Annotated in this window: 24 protein-coding genes; 15 read left to right on the plus strand and 9 right to left on the minus strand. The window is 44.0% G+C overall.

Annotated features, from left to right (window positions below; genetic code table 11):
* Nucleotide 1: 1 nt before the first annotated feature.
* Genes HF888_RS03260 through HF888_RS03270 form a run of 3 tightly spaced genes read right to left on the minus strand, consistent with a single transcriptional unit; the run spans nt 2 to nt 4,280 of the window.
* Complete coding sequence (locus HF888_RS03260) at nt 2-1,105, minus strand: lipocalin-like domain-containing protein (RefSeq protein WP_007018875.1); 1,104 nt, start codon at nt 1,103-1,105, stop codon at nt 2-4.
* Entirely contained in the window at nt 1,102-3,618 is a 2,517-nt protein-coding gene (locus HF888_RS03265) for an ABC transporter permease (RefSeq protein WP_007018874.1), read from the minus strand. Before HF888_RS03265 ends, HF888_RS03260 begins: the two co-directional genes overlap by 4 nt.
* Entirely contained in the window at nt 3,615-4,280 is a 666-nt protein-coding gene (locus tag HF888_RS03270) for an ABC transporter ATP-binding protein (protein WP_007018873.1), read from the minus strand. Before HF888_RS03270 ends, HF888_RS03265 begins: the two co-directional genes overlap by 4 nt.
* A gap of 223 nt (nt 4,281-4,503) precedes the next feature.
* Between HF888_RS03270 and katG the strand changes: the two genes are divergently transcribed.
* Together katG and HF888_RS03280 are read left to right on the plus strand one after the other, a co-directional pair.
* Nucleotides 4,504-6,699: a catalase/peroxidase HPI gene (gene katG / locus HF888_RS03275; protein WP_007018872.1), complete on the plus strand. Its 2,196-nt coding sequence runs from the start codon at nt 4,504-4,506 to the stop codon at nt 6,697-6,699.
* 92 nt (nt 6,700-6,791) lie between these two features.
* Complete coding sequence (locus tag HF888_RS03280) at nt 6,792-7,226, plus strand: calcium-binding protein (protein WP_007018871.1); 435 nt, start codon at nt 6,792-6,794, stop codon at nt 7,224-7,226.
* A gap of 63 nt (nt 7,227-7,289) precedes the next feature.
* On the opposite strand, the gene cysN is transcribed toward HF888_RS03280, so the two are convergent.
* From cysN to HF888_RS03295, 3 genes are all read right to left on the minus strand, one after another.
* Entirely contained in the window at nt 7,290-8,930 is a 1,641-nt protein-coding gene (cysN, locus tag HF888_RS03285; protein WP_007018870.1) for a sulfate adenylyltransferase subunit CysN, read from the minus strand.
* On the minus strand, nt 8,930-9,838 hold the full coding sequence (cysD, locus tag HF888_RS03290) for a sulfate adenylyltransferase subunit CysD (protein ID WP_007018869.1): 909 nt from the start codon (nt 9,836-9,838) through the stop codon (nt 8,930-8,932). Before cysD ends, cysN begins: the two co-directional genes overlap by 1 nt.
* A 198-nt stretch (nt 9,839-10,036) precedes the next feature.
* Nucleotides 10,037-10,405, minus strand: coding sequence for a Z-ring associated ZapG family protein (locus HF888_RS03295; RefSeq protein WP_007018868.1), 369 nt, complete (start codon nt 10,403-10,405; stop codon nt 10,037-10,039).
* A gap of 106 nt (nt 10,406-10,511) precedes the next feature.
* Here HF888_RS03295 and HF888_RS03300 point away from each other — a divergent pair, with 106 nt between their 5' ends.
* Both HF888_RS03300 and zapE read left to right on the plus strand, forming a co-directional pair.
* The gene (locus HF888_RS03300; RefSeq protein WP_165837046.1) at nt 10,512-11,123 is read left to right on the plus strand and encodes an alpha/beta hydrolase; all 612 of its coding nucleotides are present in this window, start codon (nt 10,512-10,514) and stop codon (nt 11,121-11,123) included.
* 69 nt (nt 11,124-11,192) lie between these two features.
* Nucleotides 11,193-12,302, plus strand: coding sequence for a cell division protein ZapE (zapE, locus tag HF888_RS03305; protein WP_007018866.1), 1,110 nt, complete (start codon nt 11,193-11,195; stop codon nt 12,300-12,302).
* Nucleotides 12,303-12,405: 103 nt separating this feature from the next.
* On the opposite strand, the gene HF888_RS03310 is transcribed toward zapE, so the two are convergent.
* The 3 genes from HF888_RS03310 to HF888_RS03320 are packed head-to-tail and all read right to left on the minus strand — an operon-like array spanning nt 12,406 to nt 14,899.
* Complete coding sequence (locus tag HF888_RS03310; RefSeq protein ID WP_007018865.1) at nt 12,406-12,996, minus strand: DedA family protein; 591 nt, start codon at nt 12,994-12,996, stop codon at nt 12,406-12,408.
* Between the two features lie 18 nt (nt 12,997-13,014).
* Nucleotides 13,015-13,992 (minus strand): GGDEF domain-containing protein, encoded by a 978-nt coding sequence (locus tag HF888_RS03315; protein WP_007018864.1) that lies wholly within the window; start codon nt 13,990-13,992, stop codon nt 13,015-13,017.
* Nucleotides 13,985-14,899, minus strand: coding sequence for a GGDEF domain-containing protein (locus HF888_RS03320; protein WP_007018863.1), 915 nt, complete (start codon nt 14,897-14,899; stop codon nt 13,985-13,987). Before HF888_RS03320 ends, HF888_RS03315 begins: the two co-directional genes overlap by 8 nt.
* Nucleotides 14,900-15,026: 127 nt before the next feature.
* On the opposite strand from HF888_RS03320, the gene HF888_RS03325 reads away from it, so the two are divergent.
* The 11 genes from HF888_RS03325 to lipB all read left to right on the plus strand — a co-directional run bounded on the left by HF888_RS03325 (nt 15,027) and on the right by lipB (nt 24,938).
* The gene (locus HF888_RS03325; RefSeq protein ID WP_007018862.1) at nt 15,027-16,283 is read left to right on the plus strand and encodes a glutamate-5-semialdehyde dehydrogenase; all 1,257 of its coding nucleotides are present in this window, start codon (nt 15,027-15,029) and stop codon (nt 16,281-16,283) included.
* 4 nt (nt 16,284-16,287) lie between these two features.
* Nucleotides 16,288-16,917, plus strand: a complete 630-nt coding sequence (nadD, locus tag HF888_RS03330; RefSeq protein WP_007018861.1) for a nicotinate-nucleotide adenylyltransferase — start codon at nt 16,288-16,290, stop codon at nt 16,915-16,917.
* Between the two features lie 4 nt (nt 16,918-16,921).
* Entirely contained in the window at nt 16,922-17,266 is a 345-nt protein-coding gene (rsfS, locus tag HF888_RS03335; protein ID WP_007018860.1) for a ribosome silencing factor, read from the plus strand.
* A gap of 20 nt (nt 17,267-17,286) precedes the next feature.
* On the plus strand, nt 17,287-17,754 hold the full coding sequence (gene rlmH / locus HF888_RS03340) for a 23S rRNA (pseudouridine(1915)-N(3))-methyltransferase RlmH (protein ID WP_007018859.1): 468 nt from the start codon (nt 17,287-17,289) through the stop codon (nt 17,752-17,754).
* Nucleotides 17,755-17,914: 160 nt separating this feature from the next.
* Complete coding sequence (mrdA, locus tag HF888_RS03345) at nt 17,915-19,792, plus strand: penicillin-binding protein 2 (protein WP_007018858.1); 1,878 nt, start codon at nt 17,915-17,917, stop codon at nt 19,790-19,792.
* Nucleotides 19,782-20,906, plus strand: a complete 1,125-nt coding sequence (rodA, locus tag HF888_RS03350; RefSeq protein ID WP_007018857.1) for a rod shape-determining protein RodA — start codon at nt 19,782-19,784, stop codon at nt 20,904-20,906. The genes mrdA and rodA overlap by 11 nt, the downstream gene beginning before the upstream one ends.
* 53 nt (nt 20,907-20,959) lie before the next feature.
* Complete coding sequence (gene mltB, locus HF888_RS03355) at nt 20,960-21,928, plus strand: lytic murein transglycosylase B (protein ID WP_007018856.1); 969 nt, start codon at nt 20,960-20,962, stop codon at nt 21,926-21,928.
* A 35-nt stretch (nt 21,929-21,963) separates the two neighbouring features.
* Entirely contained in the window at nt 21,964-22,722 is a 759-nt protein-coding gene (locus tag HF888_RS03360) for a septal ring lytic transglycosylase RlpA family protein (RefSeq protein WP_007018855.1), read from the plus strand.
* 75 nt (nt 22,723-22,797) lie between these two features.
* Nucleotides 22,798-23,940, plus strand: coding sequence for a D-alanyl-D-alanine carboxypeptidase family protein (locus HF888_RS03365; RefSeq protein ID WP_007018854.1), 1,143 nt, complete (start codon nt 22,798-22,800; stop codon nt 23,938-23,940).
* A gap of 75 nt (nt 23,941-24,015) precedes the next feature.
* A complete protein-coding gene (locus HF888_RS03370) occupies nt 24,016-24,291 on the plus strand; it encodes an HP0495 family protein (protein WP_007018853.1) in 276 nt (91 codons plus the stop codon).
* Between the two features lie 2 nt (nt 24,292-24,293).
* The gene (gene lipB, locus HF888_RS03375) at nt 24,294-24,938 is read left to right on the plus strand and encodes a lipoyl(octanoyl) transferase LipB (RefSeq protein ID WP_007018852.1); all 645 of its coding nucleotides are present in this window, start codon (nt 24,294-24,296) and stop codon (nt 24,936-24,938) included.
* Nucleotides 24,939-24,998: the final 60 nt, after the last annotated feature.

Below are 24,998 nucleotides of genomic sequence, written 5' to 3' on the forward strand. Positions count from 1 at the left end.
ACTAGTAACCAGTCATTTCCATAAATCCTACTCCGACATCTTTTTCGGTTTTTCTATTGATTACTTTGATAGGCCCTTCCCAATAAGGGTACAGCGTATCTAACCAACTGTTTTCATAATATGCTTTAACAAGTAGATTCTTATTTATTTTTTTTATGTCCAGTTTCCACTCAGTAGGTACATTGCGAGTATTAATAGAGCTGTAATTTGTAGGGGTAAGTGCAATATCCTTTTGCGTCAGTACGATTTTATCTCCGAGCTTATTTATCCAAGTTCCGCTTTGAAAATCAGTTTTATTTTCGCTATCACGCAATTGAAACAGCATCAACCGGGCACCGTTATTGAGCTGTATAGAGAGCCAGTCCCATCCTTTCTGCTGCTGTGTTAAAAACTGAGAACTCCACTCACGATCTAGCCAACCTTGACCATTAATATTTACGCGTTCACCGTTCGGCATTTGGATAGCTCCGGCAACAGTAATCTCAGGATGTGAATAATAGTAACTCGCTTCGGTTGTTGATTTCTGACTAAAGCCGTTGTCACCATGTTTTATCCACTTATCATCGCCATTCAAGGTCAATGTTATGAAGTGATCTTTCACTGAGAATGATAGTGATGAATTTACGGGATTATGATTTTTTCCTTGCCATTGCCAATCATCGATCCAAGCTTCAAAGTGTTGTTTCTGGTTAAATATAACCCCCGCTTGTCCTATACCTCCCCGGGCGAAACGCTCTTCATAAAAATGACCATCGCTACTATTAATAGCACTATGGGCCATCCAGCTCTGTCGGCTACGCCAAGGAAAGTCGCGTCTATAGTTTTCTTTTTCTATTCTTTTCGCCGGAGCTAATGCTTGTCTGAATAAAGTAAATTGTAGGCCATAATGCTTACCATTCTTGTCCCATACGTTGGCGGTGAAGTACCACCATTCAATGCGAAAGTCTGGATGTGGTAGATGATCCTTGGGTATGTCAATAGATACCCCTGGAACGACATTGGCAAAGTTTCGTGTTTCAGCGTCTTGCTTCAGTACTGAGCTAGTTTGAGTAATAGTTGATGTCGAAAGTACAATTAAATAGATGCACAGTAATCGATATTTCATTGGTCTTGCCCTAACTTTTTCAAAGCGGTTGGTAGCTTATATTTCACTTGTAATGCTGCAATAAAGAAAGCCGCCATTGAGACAATAATACAGAGCACACCAAGCTTTAAAGCCGATTGCCATTGCCACTTAAGATCCATAGTCCAGCCAAAAGATAATACATTAATATCGTGTATTAGAAGCAAGGCTAAAAGTGAGCCTAGCGGGATAGAGAGTAACCATGTCATTGTGAGTGCAATAAAGATGGGTTTCCCTGTGAGAGTCACCCATTCAAACCAGGTTAACCCCATACTGCGCCAATGAGCGTAGCTTGCTAACTGTTTTTCGTGTTGAGCTAGGAGCGATAATAACAGCGCGATACCGGCGACCAAGAAGGTTAGGCTATTAATTGCTGCCGTCATTGAAAATGTGCGATCAAAAATCGTCATCGAGACATTGAGAATGCTTCGTCTATCAATCCAATCGCCAGGCTTTAAACCCAGTTCGAGTATGTCTTTTTCCCAATCGATTTCATTGTTTTTTGCTTTTCTATTTAGCCATAATGCTATGCCTTTTGGTTTCGCTTGTGGCCAGATATTTTTTACCGTATTAAAAGGTAAATAAAATTGATAATAGGGATTGCCATAATCGTAATAAAAACCAGCGACGGTAAAAGCCTTTTGTTCGCCATCGAGTGTATTTAAAAAAATAGTATCACCCAACTCAATTCCAGCCAGATACTTTACTTGTTCATTGGCCAGAATACTTGGATGCTCATAGAGCGTAGGCCATTGTGCTGCTTTGTTTTCATGGGAAACGTATAGTGTTTCCGCCATAGGCAATGACGTTACATCAGGTGCCCTTGGATCGAGCCCGCGAATGAGGGTTGGGCGCGTTTGATGCTCTGGCCAACGCAGGCTTAAGCCATTGCGAATGTGCGTATCTTGCACCCATGGAAGGATCGCTATCGCTTGCTCGATCTTCGGAGAATTATTTTGTATGTAGACATCAGCGGCAATACGTTGCTGTAACCACTGGTCAAGAGCTGATTTAAAGGAACTTACCAGTGAATCTACACCAAAGTTGGCGGTGAGAGCCAATAGCATTGCCATAAAAGCGGTTCTCATAGGAATCATCTGAGTGATACCTTCGGACCATTGCCATTTGCTAAAACTATTGGCCTGTTTTATTGAAGCCCGACGTAATTGACTTAATGTAAATTGAATAATGAACGGCAAAATAGCGGCTCCACAAAATAGTAAAACAGCTAAGAGAACAAATCCATGCAGCAAGCTGTCGAGCCACTGGTAGCTGATTGCCGCAATCGATAGGACAATGAGCGCATAAATAGTCAGTCGTTTTTGCTGAGTCGCTTCGAATGACCAGTTACTTTGTATGTTCAAAGCATTTTTTCTAGTTTGCTTTGCTTGTTGAATCAGAGGTGCCACTAGGGCTAGAGCTAATCCAAGCAGGGTGAGTAGCCAGGCACCCAACAGCGTATGCCAAGATAAGATAATAGATTGACTTAAAACAGCGCCATAAAGATTTTGTAATGTGGATGCAATGGACGGTAATAACAACTGACTGAGGCCATAGCCCATCAATAGGCCGAGAATGCTGGCGATCAAACTGAGTAAACTGGCTTCTATAAAAATGGCGATGAAAATGTAAATATCATCCACACCGAGTTCACGTAAAATTGCAAAGGTATGTCGGCGCGTGTGTAGGGAAAAGCGCACAGCATTGAACACAATAAACAAGCCAACAGCAAAGGCAAGCAAGCTCATTGCGCTTAGATGTGTATGTAGGCTTTGTGTTAATTGTGTTAAGTCCAAGGGTTGTTGGTTTTCGATACGATAAAGCGACGGCGTGTTGCGCTTTAACCAAGCATCGAGTGCTTGACGCTCATCCTGACTTAAAGAACTGACTACTAAATAGCTAGGGTTTGCTTGATCTAAGACAATCGCAGCGGCGCCTATGTCCATAAAAAGACGCTGCCCTTGCTGTGTATAGTGGCCAATAATGGCTGGTGGTAATGCGCGACCACTGCTCAATTTTATTGAGCTACCTTCCGTTATAGATAATTTTTTCGCTATATTTTCGGGAACCATGACGGCGTAAGGTGCTTGAAAAAGTGATTGCCACAATGAAAAATCTAAAGCGTTTGGCTGCGTATCATCCGTTTTCGGCAGCGCCATTAGATCGGTAGCTATCAGGGTTAATGGCATGCCGTCTTTTGTACTCAGGCGTTTCTCAATGACAGGGTAAACTTGTCGCCAACCAGAGCGTCTAAGTTTGATGTAGTCATCTAATGGAACCGAATCAAGGTTTGAGTAGATCCAGTCATTGGCTTGCGCACCTAGCAGCTGATTGGCTTCGGCATAACTGGCTTTGGCGTGTCCGTTGATAATTTCTACAGCGGACCATAACGCGACACCTAGGATCAATCCCAGTAATAAAAAAACGGTCTGGCTTTTCTTGTAGCGGTAGTGGCTGAGCAAGGTTTTACAAGTTATCCAAGTAATGTTGCTCATGAGCGCACCAAATGACCATTGTGTAGTTGCCATTGCGTATCACAATAGCCTGCCATGGCTGGACTATGAGTAACCATGAGTAACGCGGTATTGTTTTCTTGGATGAGTTCAAAGAATGTGTCCATAACCAATTTGCTTGTAGTTTCGTCCAAATTTCCAGTGGGTTCGTCTGCAAGAATTAATTTGGGGCGGTGTAATAGTGCTCGAGCGATGGCGACTCTTTGCTGCTGGCCACCTGAGAGCTGATGTGGATAGTGATTTAAATGCTTGGTTAAATTTAAACGCTTAGTAAGATGAGTGAAGTAATCTTCGTCAATTTTATTGCATAGATTAGCTTGGATTCGAATGTTATCGGCTACATCCAGAGAGGCAATCAGATGATATTGCTGAAAGATTAGGCTGAGTTCTTGACGTCGTATCAGATTTTTTTGCTGGTCAGATAAATCTGAATACCTCTTTTGATTAAAAAAGATGTGTCCAGTATCGGCATGATCTAACCCTGCGATTAGATGTAACAACGTGCTTTTACCACTGCCGCTTTCGCCTAGTAACGCTTGTGACTCTCCGCGCTCTAGCGACATGTTTACGTTACTTAAAACCCTTAGAGTTTCCCCGTTGGGTTGCCGATGAGACTTAACGATGTCTTCCAGTTGAAGCAGCATTGACACGTTACCTTGTTAAGAGATAGATGTGTTTTCCTAGTACGACTAAGCGATTCATTTAGACCTAGTGCTTGTGACGAAAAAGATCTTTATGCAAATAGGCTTTATAAACGAAAAAGTTAAAAACTATCGTGCTCTTAGTCATAATTAATTAGTGAGTGTGATCACTATCAACTATAACTAAATAGGAGTTAAAAACACAAAACAAAGCAGGAGTTATCCCATGGCAGACCAAGGTAAATGCCCATTTAATCACGCCGCTGGCGGCGGTATGCAAAACGACGATTGGTGGCCAAACAGCCTTAATTTGAAAATTCTCAATCAGCATACTGATAAATCCAATCCTATGGATGAAGACTTTGATTATGCTGCGGAGTTTAAAAGTCTGGATTTAGAAGCTGTAAAAAAAGACCTTATTGCCTTAATGACAGATTCCCAAGATTGGTGGCCCGCAGATTATGGCCACTATGGCCCCTTTATGATTCGTATGGCGTGGCACAGTGCTGGCACTTACCGCGTAGCAGACGGTCGCGGCGGAGCAGGCGCTGGTACTCAGCGCTTTGCTCCACTTAACAGCTGGCCAGATAACGGTAACCTAGATAAAGCGCGCCGACTATTGTGGCCGATTAAAAAGAAATATGGACGTAAACTATCATGGGCCGACTTATACATACTAGCCGGTAACTGTGCGATTGAATCTATGGGCTTAAAGCCGTTTGGCTTCGCTGGAGGTCGTGAGGATGTGTGGGAGCCAGAAGAGGACATTTATTGGGGAGCAGAAGGCGAATGGCTAGCTACCAGCGATAAGTCCAATAGTCGTTATACGGGCGACCGTGATCTGGAAAACCCGCTAGCCGCCGTACAAATGGGTTTAATCTATGTGAACCCTGAAGGCCCTGATGGCAATCCAGATCCCTTAGCATCGGCTAAAGACATCCGCGAGACCTTTGCTCGTATGGCCATGAATGATTACGAAACTGTGGCGTTAACTGCAGGTGGTCATACGTTTGGTAAAGCACATGGTGCTGGCGATCCTGACAAAGTGGGGCCTGAGCCTGAAGCGGCGCCAATGGAAGAAATGGGGTTCGGCTGGAAGAACAGCCATGGCAAGGGCATGGGCCGTGATACCACCACCAGTGGTTTAGAGGGAGCCTGGACACCAACACCTACCACATGGGATATGAGCTATTTTGACGTGTTGTTTGGCTATGAGTGGGAACTCACCAAAAGCCCAGCTGGTGCTAATCAATGGCAGCCAAAAGGTCTTGCTGATAACGACCATGCGCCTGATGCCGAAGATGCATCGAAGAAAGTGAATCTCATGATGTCCACAGCCGATATGGCTATGAAAGAAGATCCGGAGTATCGCAAGATCTCGGAACACTTCCATAAGAATCCAGAAGAATTTGCGGATGCGTTTGCACGAGCTTGGTTCAAGTTGACCCACCGCGACATGGGGCCAAAAGATCGCTATTTAGGTCCTGATGTACCTAAAGAGGATTTGATTTGGCAGGACCCCGTACCTCCGGTGGATCACGAACTAGTAGATGATAAAGATATTGCTGATTTGAAAGCAAAATTACTGGCTTCTGGCTTGAGTGTGTCTGAGCTTGTTAAAACCGCTTGGGCATCGGCGTCTACGTTCCGTCAGTCGGATATGCGTGGCGGCGCCAATGGTGCTCGTGTACGCTTAGCACCTCAAAAAGACTGGAAAGTGAATGAGCCCGCAAAACTTAGCAAGGCTTTGGGCGCATTGGAAAAAGTACAAGCGGATTTTAATTCAGCTCAATCAGGCAATAAAAAAATCTCCTTGGCGGATACCATTGTCTTGGCAGGTTGTGCAGCGGTAGAAAAAGCAGCGCACGATGCAGGTCACAAAATTACAGTGCCTTTCACGCCAGGCCGTACTGATGCGACGGATGAGCAAACAGATGCAGAGTCCTTTGAATGGTTAGAGCCGATGGTTGATCCATTCCGCAATTATCAGAAGACTAAGTACACTGTGTCGGCGGAAGCACTTATGGTCGATAAAGCCCAATTAATGGGTTTGACGGCTCCGGAAATGACTGTGCTTGTAGGCGGTATGCGAGCTTTAGGTGCTAACTTCGATGATACCGATTACGGCGTGTTTACCGATCGCCCTGGTCAATTAACCAATGACTTCTTCGTTAATTTGACAGATATGGCCACTGAATGGAAACCGACATCTAAAGATGCGGAACTATTCGAAGGCCTTGATCGCAAAACTGGTAAGGTAAAATGGAAAGGCACACGCATGGATCTCATCTTCGGCTCAAATTCGCAACTTCGTGCATTGGCCGAACTTTATGCTAGTGATGACGAAGCAAGCCGTTTCGCTAAAGAGTTCGTAGATGCATGGAGCAAAGTAATGAATGCCGATCGCTTTGATGTCAATTAAACTATCGAATATAACTCGATAACCTAAATAAAACCCAGTACCTTAAAGGTGCTGGGTTTTTTCTTATAGCGATTAAAAAGGGATGAGTTCTTATGGTGAGATTGATTATAGTCTTAATTTTCAATATTTATTCATCGGCTCTAGTTGCAGATACTATTCTCGGAACGCCTGAAGATGATGTTTTGGTGGAATCAGCAGGTCAAGATGTGTTTGTTGGTGGCCTAGGGGCAGATGAGTTTAGAATTAGTATAGACAATATAGAGATAGATACGATTTCTGATTTTGCGCCTGAGCAAGGAGATTTTGTCACACTGACTTTTTCTGACATGTCATTGGAGAAATGGTTACAGCGTTTGCCAAAGGGGGTGGGCTCTGAAAGCTTTTTTGTCGATAAAAATGGATTTCTTAAAGTGTATCTTAATGAAAGCAATACACGAACACTACTAAATTTGAAGAAGCCTCAGGTCATATTAAAAGTAGAAGAAACAGACAACGAAATTCGTCTGTATTTCCGGTCTCGATTTTAATGAAATAAAAAAACCCGCTAACCAGTGGGTTGGCGGGTTTATCTATTTGTATTTGAGAAAGACTTAAATAATGCCTTTCTCTTGAATGTCTGCAATAGCACTATTGACATCGGTAGAGCTACTATCGATAACCAAGTCCGCGTTATCGTGATCAAACGTGCAAAGTGCGATTAGACCAGCTTGATTGATAATTCGAGCCATGTCTTCGGGCTTGTTTTTACCAATATCATCTTTGCTGATCAGTGCTGCCGCGCGACCTAGAGCAAATAACTTGCGATCAACCGCTGCGGCAAGTACGTGTTTGTTCTCACCCGTAAAGCTGATGCTTGCAGCTTTTTGATCGAAGCGATTGGCTTTCTCAATAGCAGTAACCGCACTTAAGTCTTGATCATTATTGGCATCAGCAGCACCAACAATCATACCTGCACCAACCGTGACATTACTCAAACGATCAATAATGATAAAGGCGCCAGTAGCACGGTTGCGCTTATACGGATCAAATGCTACTGATTTGTTCAGCGTTAATTCACATAAACCGATTTCATTAAGTTTTAATTCGGAGTCTTCAATTTTCTCTAAAGTGTTTACATCAACGCGGTGATGTACGCGAGAGATCGAACCTGTTGTTGGTGTAGCACTAAACTTAATATCGTATTGCTTACCTGGCTTCATGGCTTCTTCGCTCATCCACACCACTTCTGCATTCAGCGTGCTAGCGGTTTGTGGAAGATCGCTGGTTTTCACCAACATGTCGCCACGGCTGACATCAATTTCGTCTTCTAGTGTGATTGTTACAGCTTGATCAATAAAGGCTTCTTGCTGATTGCCTTCAAAGGTCACAATGGATTTCACTTTTGATTGCTTACCAGAGGGTAGCGCAGTAACTTCATCGCCTGGGCGGACAATACCGGATGCAACCGTACCGCAGAAACCACGGAAATCTAGGTTTGGACGGTTTACATACTGAACAGGGAAACGGAAGTTCTCTAGATTCTTATCAGCATTGATCTCAGCTTTCTCTAGAATCTCCATCAGCGTTTTGCCTTTGTACCAAGGAGAGCGCTCGCTACGTGTTACAACGTTGTCACCATCAAGGGCAGAAAGCGGAACAAAGTGAATGTCGCTTATATCAAGTTGCTGAGAAAACGCTTCGTAGTCAGCTTTAATGTCGTTAAAGACTTTTTCGTCAAAGTCCATTAAGTCCATTTTGTTCACGGCAACCACAACGTGTTTAATGCCCAACAGAGATGCAATGAAACTGTGACGCTTAGTCTGAGTCTGAACGCCATAGCGTGCATCTACAAGAATGATCGCTAGGTCACAAGTAGAGGCGCCGGTTGCCATGTTACGTGTATATTGTTCGTGCCCAGGAGTATCGGCAATGATGAACTTGCGTTTATCTGTTGAGAAATAACGGTATGCAACGTCAATGGTAATACCTTGCTCACGCTCGGCTGCTAAGCCATCAACCAATAGCGCTAAGTCAACCTTTTCGCCAGTGGTACCATGCTTGGTGCTATCGTTTTCGATAGCCGCTAATTGGTCTTCAAAAATCATCTTTGAATCGAACAATAAGCGACCGATAAGGGTAGACTTACCATCATCAACATTACCGCAGGTTAAAAAGCGTAGTAGCTCTTTATTTTCGTGCTGTTTTAGATAGGCAAGAATATCTTCACTGATTAAATCGGATTTATGTGACATTAGAAATAACCCTCTTGCTTTTTCTTCTCCATAGAGCCGGATGAATCATGGTCAATGGCTCGACCTTGGCGTTCTGAAGTGGTGGTTAATAGCATTTCTTGGATAATATCGGGAAGCGTAGCGGCCTCCGATTCAACGGCACCGGTTAATGGATAGCAGCCGAGGGTACGGAAACGCACCATTTTTTCTTCTGGCACTTCACCTTCTTTTAAAGGCATGCGTTCATCGTCCACCATGATGAGCATACCATCACGCTCAACCACCGGACGTTTTGCTGCTAGGTAAAGACCCGGGATTTCGATGTTTTCTAGATAGATGTATTGCCAAATATCTAACTCAGTCCAGTTAGAAAGTGGGAATACGCGGATGCTTTCACCTTTGTTTACTTTGCCGTTGTAGATGTTCCAAAGCTCAGGACGCTGGTTTTTAGGGTCCCAACGGTGGTTTTTATCACGGAAAGAATATACACGTTCTTTAGCGCGTGATTTTTCTTCATCACGACGGGCACCACCAAAAGCGGCATCAAACTGATATTTGTTTAATGCTTGCTTCAAAGCTTGGGTTTTCATGATGTCGGTATGCTTTGACGAACCATGGGTGAATGGTCCAACGCCTTGCTCAACCCCTTCTTGGTTGATGTGCACTAATAGTTCCATGCCTGATGTTTTGGCCATATGATCACGGAACTGAATCATTTCTTTAAATTTCCACGTTGTGTCTACGTGCAATAGTGGGAACGGTGGAGTGCCCGGTGCAAATGCTTTGCGGGCAAGGTGCAGCATAACAGCGCTGTCTTTGCCCACGCTGTATAACATGACCGGATTATCGAATTCAGCCGCGACCTCGCGGATGATGTGGATACTTTCAGCTTCAAGCTGTTTTAAATGCGTAAGCTTATGCTCTGACATGACTTTACTCTACAGATCAAAAAAGCGACAGGTGTAATAATGGGCGCTACTATACCAGTGGCAGCTAGGTATAAGAAGTGATTTGCTTATATCAAAAAATAATAGAGATATAGCGAATCACATTAATTGGGGGATATGAGAATCCCCGTTTGAAAGTGATTGTATCCACTTTCGAAGGGGTTGCGGTTGTGAAAGAGGTTAGATAGACGTTTCTTTACGCTCTTCCATAGCCTCAGTGACGTTCTTTCGCTCTTCAGTTTCTGGGGAAAACTCGAGGGCTTTCCGCAAGTCGGCAAGCGGTTGCTCGGTGAATGTATGAGAGCCTTTGGCGAGGTGTTCATAAAGCTCTTTATAGCTTTGCGTGAGATTTTGCGCAAGATGAGCGCTTTGCTGGAAGTGCTGTTGAAGAGCTTCTTTTTGTTTAAGTAATTCCCCTTTAACCTGATCAAGCTCTTTTTCTAATTGTGCAACTTGAGTACCTCGACTGAGCACATAGCGCTGCAGCAGAATACCAATACCAATGCCGATGGCAAAACTAAGTACAGAGGTCAGTACGGGTAAAGTCATGGAACATCCTTTTCTAGGTGTCTTGTTTGGCTAGTGTAGCCATAAGCATTATGATTGCTCAACCATTTATCTCTCAAAATAGTGAATTAGCACGATGGAAAGCCTAATGATCGAGGGCCCAGTAGGTCAGCTCGAAGCAGCGTATCATGATGTTGGTTCTGATGATGTATTGCTTATTTGTCATCCACACCCACTGTATCAAGGCACAATGAATAACAAGGTAGTGACCTATACTGGCAAAACCTATATGGATTTAGGTGTCAATGTCATGCGCTTTAATTATCGTGGTGTAGGTAAAAGCGAAGGTGAATACGGTGAGGTCAGCGGCGAGGTTCAAGACGGTGTCGCTGTCGCTCGTTGGTTAATTGAACATAAGCAGCCCAAGCGATTGTTTTTGGCGGGCTTTAGTTTTGGAGCCTACATCGCCGCCGCTATCGTTCAAGAACTACAGAGTGGAGTTACTATCCCGCATTTATTATTAATTGCTCCTAGTGTGGACAATTTCCCCTTTGACACGGTGACGCCTTTTACCGTTCCATCGAGCGTCATTATGGGCGAACAAGATGAAGTTGTGTCATTTGCATCGGTTGAAGAGTGGGTGGAGGGTTTATATCCCCCAGTTCAGTTTATTACCCTCAGAGAAGCGACTCACTTTTTCCACGGGCAACTAGTGACATTACGAGATGAGCTCAAAGAATTACTCGATCCGATTTTATAGAATTAGCACATTTTGCCTAGTTTTTGTTAGAATGCAGCACGATTTTTGCTCAAGAATGCAGTCGCCATTATGACACCCTTAGAACTTTACAAAAAAGATCTCGAAAGAGAAGACTTCTCTTATGATGCCGCGCAAGAGATGGCGGTGAAGCATTTACAGCGCTTGTACGATGATTTACTGGTTCGACATGAGCAAGAACAAAATCAGTCTGTACTCAAGAAGGCTTTGTCACTGTTTGGCAATAAACCCAAGGAACCTGTGCAAGGCTTGTATTTCTGGGGTGGTGTTGGCCGGGGTAAAACCTATTTAGTCGATACTTTTTACGATGCGCTGCCATTCGAGCGTAAAATGCGCACACACTTCCATCGCTTTATGCAGCGTGTTCACAATGAGTTAACCCAGTTAGCAGGGGAAAAAAATCCACTGTTGATTGTTGCGGATCAAATTGCTGATGAAGCTATGGTGATTTGTTTTGATGAATTTTTTGTCAGTGACATCGGTGACGCAATGATTTTAGGTGGCCTTATGCAGGAGCTATTTGCACGCGGTGTAACCCTAGTGGCAACGTCTAATATTGTACCGGATGGTCTTTATGAAAATGGCTTGCAACGCGATCGCTTTATTCCTGCTATTAAACTGCTTAACAAATATACCGATGTGATTAACGTGGATAGTGGTGTGGATTATCGATTGCGAACGCTAGAGCAAGCCGAGCTTTATCATTTTCCGCTTGATAATACCGCTAATAGTAGCTTGCAAAAAAGTTTTGATAGCCTAGTGCCCGATGCAGCCCACGTTGAAAATAACGTGCAGGTCGAGATCTTAGGCCGCAATATTCCAGCAAAAGCCGTGTGTGACGATATTGCTTGGTTTGAATTTGAAGCACTGTGCGATGGTCCGCGATCGCAAAACGATTACATCGAGCTAGGCAAGCTGTACCATGCCATATTAATTTCAAATGTTCCTGTAATGGGCGCTAAGAACGATGACTTGGCACGTCGCTTTATTAACCTAATTGATGAGTTTTACGATCGTGGTGTGAAAGTCATTATGTCAGCCGATGCGTCTATCGCAGATATCTATGGTAAGGGTAATCTTGAGTTTGAATTTCAACGCACAACTTCACGTATGCTTGAGATGCAGAGCCATGAATATCTCGCTCGAGAACACAAAGCCTAAGTTTTAGTTTTAAATGTTTAATTGTGAGTGTTGAGCTTGTTTTAATGTTGAGTTATGAATGTCACAACTCACAACTCACAACTCACAACTCACAACTCACAACTTAGCGTTTCCACCACCATGTGGCGACGAAGGCAATCATGGTAGCCATGGTGAGTGCTAACAGACCTTTCCACGATAGCAGTTCGGTAATAGAAACGTACTGTCCAAAAAGATAACCTGGTAATAGATAAGCAGGCGCCCAGCATATTGCAGATGCGACATTTAGGGTAAGAAAGTGCTTACCATCCATTCTGAGCATGCCAGCTACCATGGGAATAAAAGGCCTTACTGGGCCTATGAAGCGTCCTATAAAAATGCTTTTACCACCATGCCTTTCAAAAAAATTATGTCCAGTGCTAATCCATTCTGGATGACGAGTAAAAGGCCATATTTGGCTCAAACGATCTTGAAAGAGACGACCAAACAAAAAACTCAAACCATCACCAACAATCGCTCCAATGATAGCGACGCTGAGCATGGCATAGACATTGGTGCCTGCATTAGCAGCTAGAATACTTAAGCTAGCAAGTAAACCAACTCCGGGTACGACAATACCCACTACAGCCAGGGACTCTAACATTGCAATAATGCCAATTGCCCAAAGTAGATATTCTGGTTGGTTTTCAACAAAGGTGATAACTGCTTCCATCATAAAATTATTGTTTAGGATTTAGCCTTTAAACGAAAGTAAACGCAAAGCGGTTTGCTGTTGTTGTTTGATTTGTTTCAGTGTGCGTTCTAAGAAATTCTCGGAAGTTTCGTTAGCGCCGAGGGTGGCCATACCGGTATTAATTTGCAATTCCCCAATTTCACCCCACTGTTTTGTTTTTAATGTGTGGTTTAAGCGTTCACGCAGTACCACAGCGCCCTCATTAGGGCAGTTGGGCAATAATAAATAAAAGCTACCCTTGCCGTCATGAAAAATTTCATCTCCTGTTCTAAGCAACTCCATAAGAACATGATTGAATTGCTTTAAGAGTTGTTCGCTTTGATGGCGCCCGTGTATTTCTAAAATCTGATGATAATCATCAATGGTTAGTGCAATCAGTGAAAGGGTCCGATGAGTGAAGTGGCTACGGGCTATTTCAATATCTAATTTCTTTCTAAGCTGACGTATATTAAATGCACCTGATAGATGGTCCGTTACTGCAAGCTCCAAGAGTTTTTTTTGTCGATTGGTATTAAGGTAGGCATAACACAAAGAGCATAAGCCTATGAGTAAGTAGACAGAGATCAAGCTTAACAGCTGTTGCAGTGTAAATTGACCGTAAAGTTGGCTCACACTGCTGATCAATACTGCGCTGTTCAAAGCGAATGCTCTTGGCATGGGTAATACAAAGTAGCTAATGATTGGAAAAGTAAATAGCCAATAAAGTGTGAGTTCGGCTTCATAGTGAAGTTGATATTGAGTGACAATGGCGATACATGCGAGAGCCATCAGATTAATCATATCGCTAATCTTAGAATTTGTGCTGAGGTAGATGAAAACCGCAGCAAATCCATAAGCCGTTGCTGCCGATAGATGTATTAGTACGATGTGGTACATCCCTGACCAGTAATGGTTCATGGTTAGCAATGCATTCGCTATGGCTAATAAAGCGTAAAGTAAGCTAAGTGCAGGCGTGCGTGAGAGGCCAAGGTTAAACATGACGCAACTCCTGATACGAGTGCTCAATGAGCGAATTCGCATCATCATCAACATTCAAGCTCGCGTATCCCACCATGATATCTTTGCGCATGACTTCCGGCATCTCATCTACAATTTTTTTAGCGGTGATTAGGGCATCTTGCGTGGTGGTGTGGGGCAGGATTATGGCAAAGCGGTGGTCTTGTAATCGAAAATACAAATCAAATGGTCGCAATTGACTGCTAATGGCTTCGGCACATTTAATATAGAGGTCAAAATGTTTGTCTTTACTACCTTGCCGCAACGCTTGATCTAAGTCCATCATCATCAACAATAGCCCTGTGCCTTCTCTTTCTGCTCGAACAATTTCTTTTTGTAAATCTCCGTATAAACGACTCGAGAGCAAAGCCCCGGTTTCTTCATCTTTTGAGATCAGCGGGGCGAGAAGGCTCTGCGTGCGATGTTTCACGCTGGCTAAAAATAGCGACACCGTAGCGATTGCCGCAAAGCTATAAAAGTATTGTGCCTGCATGAATGTCGGGCTGTATTCGAGTAACAAATAAATCACCAATGGTATTAGCAGTAAAGTCATGTAAACGGCAATGCGAAGGGGTAATAGGAAAAAGCTCGCGATAGGGACAAAGAACAACCAGTAGAATTGCTGGTAATTGACGACAGCGATAATCGAGAAAACAATTAATAGAATAATAAACGTCCATTCTGCAAAGACGGTGATATTCGACCATGAGGAAGTAAGAGTTAGGGCCGCACTGGCATAGAGGATCATCGCTAATGCCAATAGCCAAGGGACAAGAACATGACCTTGCTGTAGATATGCAAGATAGCAGTGAACCAATAATAGGCTTCCGGCCATGATAGCGAAGAGTCTTTTTGCTTGATTAGCCAGTTTTAAATGATGATCTCGCATACCGAGTAAGCTTATTCCTTGGGTCTCATTCTACGGTTAGGTATAATCCTACTTTTCCGTAATCTATATTCTAAGGCAAGACCGCTAATGGGTTTTTCTCAAGGTTTGGCCGTAAAAAGGTAACTCAATGGACGTCATTGCGTATATGCAATCAGTCGGGGATGCAGCAAAGCAGGCATCCTCACACATCGCGAAAGCGAACTCTGGCACTAAGAATACAGCCTTGCTAGCGATCGCTGAAGCCATTCATGAACACCGTGAGGCTCTGGCCAGCGCAAACGCAAAAGACATGGCCAAAGGAAAAGACAATGGTTTAGATGCAGCTTTGTTGGATCGTTTGGAGCTTACGCCTGCGCGCATTGATGGCATGATTGAAGGTCTAAAACAGGTTGCAGCATTACCAGATCCCGTAGGCGGCATGACGGATTTAGATTATCGCCCGAGCGGCATCCAAGTGGGAAAGATGCGTGTTCCGCTCGGAGTAATTGGCATTATTTACGAGTCGCGCCCTAATGTAACCATTGAAGCTGCAAGTCTTTGTCTGAAGTCTGGCAATGCCGCCATTCTGCGCGGTGGTAGTGAGGCGATCGAATCGAATCAAGCCTTGGCAGCCTGTATTAAACAAGGCCTTGCCAAAGCCGATTTGCCAGAAACCGTGGTACAGGTTATCGAAACCACAGACCGTGCCGCTGTCGGCGAGCTAATAACCATGACAGAGACTGTCGATGTGGTTGTGCCTCGCGGTGGCAAAAGCCTCATCGAACGCATCAGTGCAGATGCGAAAGTGACGGTTATCAAGCATCTTGACGGTATTTGTCATGTTTATATTGATAGTGACGCTGATGTTTCAAAGGGGGTTAATATTGCGATTAATGCAAAAACCCATCGCTACGGTACCTGCAACACTATGGAAACTCTGCTTGTCAATGAAGCCATCGCGGAAAAAATCCTGCCGCAACTTGATGCAGCTTACAGTGATATTGGTGTTGAACTTCGCGGTTGCGAAAAAACCATGGCAATCTTGGGTGATATTAATGCCGCTACTGAAGAAGATTGGGCCACTGAGTACTTAGCACCCGTACTATCAATTAAAGTGGTTGCCGATATGGATGAAGCCATTGCCCACATTAACCGATATGGTTCTCACCATACCGATAGCATCATTACTGAAAATTACAGTAAGGCTCGTGATTTCTTGCGACAAGTGGATTCAAGTTCAGTGATGGTTAATGCGTCTACCCGTTTCGCCGATGGCTTTGAATATGGCTTGGGCGCTGAGATCGGTATCAGTACGGATAAAATACATGCTCGCGGCCCGGTAGGTTTAGAGGGATTAACCTCACAAAAATGGATCGTATTGGGTGACGGGCACATCCGTCAGTAACGCTATGAGCGAATTTGTAGCGTTTGGTGGCACATTTGATCCGGTTCACTTTGGTCATATTATTAGTGCGCGGGATGTTGCGCAGCAAATGGGATATCAACAGGTTCATCTTGTACCATGTGGCGATGCTTATCACAAAGGCGGGGCGTTAACCCACTCGACACATCGCTTGGCCATGTTAGAGCAAGCCCTCGCTGAAGAACCATGGTTGCTGGCGGATGGACGTGAAACCCGGAGAGAAGGCGCCACTTATACTATTGATACGCTCAAAGATTTGCGTTCCGAGTTAGGTCCAGATGCGCATATCGCATGGGTTATGGGCAGTGATACAGCAGATCAACTCACCTCATGGCATAACTGGCGCTCGCTGTTTGAATTAGCAAACGTGATTGTTGTACGTCGTGCTCACGAATCTCGCCCTAATCTATCATCTTGGCCTTGCCGGTGGATGCAGGATACGAAGGATTTTAAAGCCTGTGCGTTTGGTGCGGCTTTGGAGTTGGAGTTGACTCCTGTGGACATTTCATCGACAGATGTGCGTTGTCGACTAAAAAATCATCAATCAGTGGCTGACCTGGTGCCGCCATCTGTTTTAAAATACATCAATACACTAGGTCTATACCGAGAATCTTAATCTAATGGATGCATCAGCATTGAATAACGTCGTAATTGATTTACTTGAAGATATGAAAGCCCAAGACATTAATGTCATTGATGTTACTGGGCGTACCAGTGTTACTGACAGCATGATTATCGCTAGTGGTACATCTAACCGCCACGTCCAAGCAGTGGCGGATCACGTAGCCGATAAGATCAAAGATCATGGCATTAATCCAATTGGTAGCGAGGGACGTGGTAACTCAGATTGGGTGCTCATTGATTTGGGTGATGTGGTGGTTCATGTTATGACAACGCAGGCCCGTGAATATTATGATCTTGAGCATCTTTGGGGTGATCCCGAGTCAGATCGACAAGTACAATAATCAGGCAAATCATTGAATCTATGAAAATTCGATTAATTGCCGTTGGTGGAAAAATGCCCGCTTGGGTTCAAGAGGGCTACCAAGAATACGCCAAGCGCTTGCCAAATGATTGTCGTTTAGAACTGGTTGAGCTGCCGCTCGGTCCTAGGGGTAAAAATCAAGGCGTTGCTAAAGCTATCGAAAAAGAAGGGCAGTCGATGTTGGCAGCCATGGATAGTCGCAATCACTGCGTCGCCTTGGAAGTAAAGGGCAAGCCTTGGAGTACTGAGCAACTGGCAGAACAATTAGAAAACTGGCGTATGCAGGGACAAGACGTGGATCTTATTGTTGGCGGTCCTGATGGGTTGTCGCCAGAATGCGTTGCACAAGCCAAACAAAAGTGGTCGCTAAGTCCTCTCACATTGCCTCACCCTTTGGTTCGAATATTATTAGCAGAACAAATCTATCGTGCTTGGACGGTGATGAATAACCACCCATATCATAAGTAGCGACATCGGATTTTCTCTCTCAGAGCAAAGAGCTTCTAAAGCCCTGTTTTTTAATAAAAAAACTCATATACTGAAGGGATAAACACAAATTTCCAACGGGGGAAACTTGGTTGCTAATTAAACGATACCGAGCGACTCCCTACAACATATTGGCTCGTTAATGAGTTTTTCCTTAAAAGACGCAAATATCGAAAAAGAAATTTTCGTTAAAAGGGCGGCCTTAGTCTCTTTTTTCGTATTCGTTATGCTGTTGGTGCTCGCTGGACGCATGCTGTTCCTGCAAGTAAGTGAATACGAACTTTACGCAGGCAAATCTGAAAAAAATCGAGTGCAAATTGAACCCGTTCCGCCTATCCGCGGGTTAATATTTGACCGAAATGGCGTGCTACTGGCCGAAAATCTACCAAGTCACAGCCTCACTGTGGTTCCCGAACGCGTGGAAAATCTCGATTACAGCTTAAAGCTTGTCGATCAGTTGGTTGGTTTGAGTGAACGTGAGCTTGAGAACTTTGAAAAACGTATTGATCAATGGCGCCGACCTTATGAGGCGATCACGTTAAAGCATCAGCTAAGTGAAGAGGAAATCGCCCGCTTGATGGTGAATTCCAATTTCTTGCCGGGCATCCAAGTAGAGGCGGAATTGGTGCGTCATTATCCCCAGGGTAAATATTTTGCACATGTTCTTGGCTATGTCGGGCATATGAATGAGCGGGACAAGCAACGTTTGGATTCGGCCCAGTATAAGGCGACCAAACGAGTGGGTAAGATTGGTATCGAGCGATATTATGAGGATCAATTACATGGTCAAGTCGGTTTACAAAAAGTCGAAACCAATGCACAAGGACGAATTTTGAATGTACTTGAGCGCGAAGATCCCGTTCCGGGCAAAAATTTAATCTTAAACCTAGATGTCAATTTACAGAAAGTTGCCATGGATGCCTTTGAAGGGCGCAGAGGTTCATTGGTGGCAATGGATCCAAAAACTGGAGGCGTTTTGGCTATGGTTTCAACGCCTAGTTTTGATCCAAATTTGTTCGTCAATGGCATCAGCTATAAAAAATATAATGCATTGCGAGATGATCTAGATACGCCACTCTTTGATCGAGCAACTCGCGGTCAGTATCCACCTGGCTCTACAATGAAACCCTTTCTTGGTCTGGCGTTTTTAGAGGCTGGTGTGACGGATTGGCAAGAGACCATTGCTGATCCGGGCTGGTACATGTTGGAAAACGACCCTCGAGTTTATCGTGATTGGAAGCGTAGCGGTCATGGTGAAGCCATTGATTTACGCGATGCGATTATCCAAAGTTGCGATACGTATTATTACGAAATGGCTTTTCGCACGGGTATTGATCGTCTCCAGCCTTTTTTAGAAAAGTTTGGTTTTGGTCAGCGCACGTCAGTGGATGTGCAAAATGAATTGTCGGCATTACTCCCAACTCGTGATTGGAAGCGTCATCATCGTGGACGTTCTTGGTATGCGGGTGATACGTTAAACCTTGCCTTGGGCCAGGGATTTATGCTGACGACGCCTTTGCAGCTAGCGCAAGCAACCAGCGTCTATGCAGCCAAGGGGAAATGGCATCGATCAAAATTGGTTTATAGCGTCGATGGTAATGTGTTAGAAGAAACTGAAAAACCCGAAGACGTTATCATAACTGATCCCGCAAATTGGGATCGCATGAATCGAGCTATGGAGGGGGTTATTACTCACTATCTCGGCACGGCACGAAATTTAGAATCTCGTTTATCTTATCGCGTCGCCTCTAAAACGGGTACCGCTCAAGTAGTAGGGATTGATCAAGATGCAGAGTATGATTCTGAGGCATTGGAAGAAAGACAAAGGGACCATGCGTTATATATGGCATTTGCTCCTGTGGAAGACCCCAAGATTGCCGTCGCGGTGATTGTAGAAAATGGTGAGAGTGCTGGCCGTACCGCAGCGCCTATTGCGATTAAAGTGATGGACGAATACTTATTGAATCAGCCTAAACGCCCCGAGTCCTTGGGAATTGTAGGAGCCAGTGATGGCCGGTGATTTTACTAGAACGCTAGATATGGGGGCTCAAAAACGCTCTATCTGGCAAAGCTTACATATCGATTTACCGCTATTGGTATTGCTGCTCATGCTGATGAGCACAAGTCTGTTTGTGCTATATAGCGCCAGTGGCGAAAATCTATCCATGGTTTACCGGCAAATGGTGTATTTCGGCTTAGGCTTATTCATCATGTTTGTCGTTGCTCAGTTTCATCCGCTTTGGTTTCAAATGTTTGCACCATGGGCATTTACTGCTGTGGTTATCGCCTTGCTGCTGGTTCTTTTGGTTGGGGTTGGGGCTAAAGGTGCTCAACGATGGTTAAGTGTATTTGGATTATTTCGCTTTCAGCCCTCTGAGCTTATGAAATTGGTCATGCCCATGATGGTGGCTTGGTACCTAGCCAGTAAATTATTGCCACCCAGCTTCAAACATATCGTGGTCACTTTATTGATAGTCTTTATTCCAACATTTCTTGTTATGCGACAGCCTGACTTGGGGACATCGTTATTAATTGCGGCTGCTGGTTTGTTGGTTCTTCTCTTCGCTGGTTTGAGTTGGCGCTACATTCTTGGAGCGGCCGGTGCAGCACTAGTGATCTTTCCTATGATGTGGTTGTTCGTCATGCACGACTATCAAAAGCAGCGGGTTTTAACCTTTTTAGATCCAGAAAGTGATCCGTTAGGCGCAGGATGGAATATCATTCAAAGCAAAACCGCTATTGGCTCAGGCGGAATTGAAGGAAAGGGTTACTTAGAAGGCACGCAATCTCAGCTAGAGTTTTTACCCGAGCGTCATACGGATTTCATCATTGCTGTATTTGCTGAGGAACAAGGACTGATTGGCGTCGTCTTACTATTGTTGCTATACGGTGCCATCGTCATGCGAGGCTTATATATGGCTTCAAGGGGTCGCGACACGTTTGATCGGTTATTTGCCGGTGCTCTTATTGTGACCTTTTTCATTTACGTGTTTGTAAATATTGGTATGGTTAGTGGTATTCTGCCTGTGGTGGGTGTGCCATTGCCATTAATTAGTTATGGTGGCACGTCCATTGTTACCTTGATGGCGGCTTTCGGCGTCATTATGTCGGTGTATATGCATCGGCGAGTGTAAATGACTGCTCTCTTGTCACTTTATAATGAGTATAGGTTTAAATGAGGTTTCCAGTGTTATCCGCCAGTTTCATTCTTCTCTTTAGTAGCTTTAGTGCCGATGCAGAGCGTTATACCGAGCACCCAAAGTACGAGCCATTCATTCAAGAAATGGTGAGTGAGCACGACTATAACGAGCAAGATCTGCGAGCTATCTTGTCGCAAGCCGAAAAAAAACAAGGCATTTTGGATGCTATTTCTCGCCCTGCTGAACGAACCAAAGCATGGTATGAATATCGTGAGATTTTTCTAAAACCTAATCGTATCAATTTAGGTGTAAAGTTCCTTCAGGATCACAAGGAAACTTTTGATAAAGTAGAAGTGCAATATGGTGTTCCTCGTGAGCTAATTGCTGCCATCATTGGTGTAGAAACATATTACGGCAGAATTACGGGTAGTTACCGAGTGATTGATGCGTTATCCACATTGGCGTTTGATTATCCCAAACGTTCGCTTTTTTATAGAGAGTTGAAAAACTTTTTACTTATGGTTCGTGAGAATGATTTAGAGGCGACTGAATTAATGGGATCATACGCGGGTGCCATGGGCTTGGGTCAGTTCATTCCGTCAAGCTATATTAGTTACGCAAGAGACTATGATGGTGATGGTAAAAAAGATATTTGGAATAATGTAGACGATGCCATTGCTAGCGTAGCCTACTACTTCAAGCGTTATCATTGGCAAACGGGTGAGCCTATTGCCTCTGAAGTGACGCTCAATAATTCAGAAGCCGACAAGTACGCAAATGAGACCTTGAGTTTAGGTGGCGACTTTGACGTCTGGAAACAACGCGGCGTTAACGTGCCTAAGGATGTTTCTAGTCGAGAAGCGGCATTGTTTCGATATGAGACAGAGAATGGTCAGCAATATTGGTTGGCGTATAAAAACTTTTATGTGATCACTCGCTACAATCGCTCGCGTTTGTATGCGCGTGCGGTTTATGAATTAAGCCAAGAAATTAAAAACGCCTACGGAAAAAGCTAATTAAAACTAAGATAGCTCACAAGCGAGACATGTACATGCGCACATTAGTGTGTTTTATCCTAATTCCAATGCTGCTTTCTGCTTGTAGCACGTCTCGCTATCATATGGCTCGTGATACTCTTCCTGAAAAAGCCGCACTATACCGTAGTAAGATTCAAAGTTTGCCGCCGGTTCAAGCGGTGTCTGAGCCACTCAGCCCAAGAGGTAACGCCGACCAGTACGAAGTTTGGGGTAAAACCTATTATGTGGATAAATATATAAAGGATTATTCAGCTGAGGGCATTGCATCCTGGTATGGACAAAAGTTTCATGGCTATGAAACCAGCAATGGCGAAGTGTTTGATGTTTATCAGTTCAGTGCGGCTCACAAATCCTTGCCTTTACCCAGTTTTGTTCAAGTCACCAATCTAGAAAATGGAAAATCGTTAATCGTGCGCGTGAACGATCGCGGCCCGTTTCATGATGATCGTTTAATTGATTTATCTTACGCGGCAGCTGTTCGACTGGGTTTTGATAAAAGAGGTACTGCAAAGGTCAAAGTTGACTTGGTGGCACCGCCACTACTACCAGAAGACTATCAGCACTTACAGGTGGCGGCTTTATCTAAAAAAGACCGAGCACTAGATCTACAGTCGCATCTATCAGCGTTGCTAAAAGAACCTGTATACATAGATGCTGATGAACAAAAGGGGCTGCATAAAGTCCGAATTGGTCCAATTGCTCCTCATCGTTTAGCCAGCGTGCAAGAAGTGTTGCACAAGAACGCCCTATTTAATGGCATCATCTTGGACTAAGTCGGAACCTTTCCTTAACAATCTCGTCTTACATGGATACAATAAAATCTTTCATTTAATCATTGTGTTGATGCCATGCGTGTTCTAATAGCCAGTTTCTTGTTTTTATTTTCTACTGTTACGTTTTCTGCTCCCAGTATTATTCCCAAACCACCTTCATTAGCCGCATCTTCTTACATTTTAATGGATGCCAATAGTGGAGAAGTTTTGGTCGAGCATAATGCTGATAAGGTATTGCCCCCAGCGAGCCTAACCAAATTAATGACAGCTTTTATTGCCTTTGAAGAGTTATCGTATGGGAATATTGCGCTTGATGAAAAGGTACGCGTCAGTGTAAAAGCTTGGAAGGCTGAAGGCTCGCGTATGTTTATTCGCGAAGGGACTACGGTTCCGGTAGAGGATCTGCTACGTGGTATCATAATTCAGAGTGGTAACGACGCCAGTATTGCTATGGCAGAACATATAAGCGGTACAGAGTCATCATTTGCGGATATTATGAATCAATATGCCGTGTCGCTTGGTATGACTAATTCCCAATTCAAGAATGCCACTGGCTTACCATCGGAAGGGCACCACAGTTCTGCACGAGATATGGCGACACTGGCTCGTGCCATAATTTTTAATCACAAACAGCATTATCCGATTTACAGTGAGAAAAAGTTTAAATACAACAACATTGAGCAAACTAATCGCAACCGACTATTGTTCTGGAATGACAAGGTCGACGGTTTAAAAACTGGTCACACAGAAGAAGCCGGCTATTGTTTGGTTTCTAGTGCTCAAGATGAAGACATGCGCCTGATCGCCGTGGTGATGGGAGCAAATTCAGAGCGCGCGCGGGCTCGCGAGTCGAATAAATTACTGACCTACGGCTTCCGTTATTTTGAAAGCCATCGTTTATATGAGTCCAAAGAGTCTTTGCAAACTACAGATGTATGGCTAGGCCAGCAAGAGACGTTGAATTTAGGCGTAAAAGAAGGGGCCTATATCACCATCCCTCGTGGCCAGAAAGGCAATCTTGATGTTGAATTCACAATAGATGAGGTGATCAAAGCACCCGTATTGGAGGGTATGGAATTTGGCCGCATCAAAGTCAGCCTTGATGATAAGGTGTTGATGGATAAGCCATTGATCGCATTGGAGAACATCGAGGAAGCCGGTTTCTTTGCGAGAATCTGGGACTATATCAAGCTTTTCTTCTATTCTTTATTTAGCTAACGCAAGCTAAACCATTGAAAAACACAAATGGGTCGCCATTATGGCGACTCATTCTATCAAAACCGATAAAGCACTATGGCTAAAAAAGCAGATCCTGCGAAGATTGAATTTCCGTGTCCAGATTATCCAGTAAAAATACTGGGTGAAGGCGGCGATGATTACCAACAAATAGTGACTGAAATTGTCGAGATTCATGCGCCAGGATTTGATGCAGAGCGCATCAAAATCAATCACTCCAGCAAAGGGCGTTTTACCTCATTGACGCTGTTTATTACAGCGCAAAGTCCAGAACAGCTTAAGCAGCTTCACGAAGACTTAATGAAGCATGAGCGAATCAAAATGGTATTGTAGTCATGAAGCTCAAAGTACGATTGCTAGGCGACAAAGTCCTTTATGAGCCCACTTGGCAGGCTATGAAAGACTTCGTAGAGCAGCGTACAGAGCATACCTCTGATGAAATCTGGTTGCTTGAACACCAGCCTGTTTACACACAGGGACAAGCTGGCAAACCAGAGCATGTATTATTCCCCGGTGACATCCCTGTTGTTCAGACCGACCGTGGCGGGCAAGTGACTTACCATGGTCCGGGCCAGATAACGGCCTATTTTCTTTTGGATATTAAGCGTTTGGGTTTGGGTCCTCGACAGTTAGTGGATGCCATTGAGCAGAGCTTGGTATCTCTCTTAAAAAGATATGATATTGAGGCTTATCCAAAATCTGATGCGCCTGGTGTATATGTTGTTGAAAGAGGTATGGAAAGCAAAATCGCTTCCTTAGGTCTGCGTATTCGCAAAGGCTTCAGCTATCATGGGCTAGCACTTAATGTGGATATGGACCTTGAACCTTTTCAGCGTATCAATCCATGCGGCTATGCCGGTATGGCCATGAGCCAGATGACTCATTTTAATGCGACAGTCCGTATAAAACAGGTCATGGATGCATTGAGTGACGAGCTCCGATCTCGATTAGGCTATGATTCTATCGAAATTTTTGACTAATATTTGATCGTTTTTAGCCGATATCTCACTACACTCAATCAGATAAATAGTGAGTAAAAT

Source organism: Bermanella marisrubri (assembly GCF_012295615.1).
GTDB classification, from domain to species: Bacteria; Pseudomonadota; Gammaproteobacteria; order Pseudomonadales; family Oceanobacteraceae; genus Bermanella; species Bermanella marisrubri.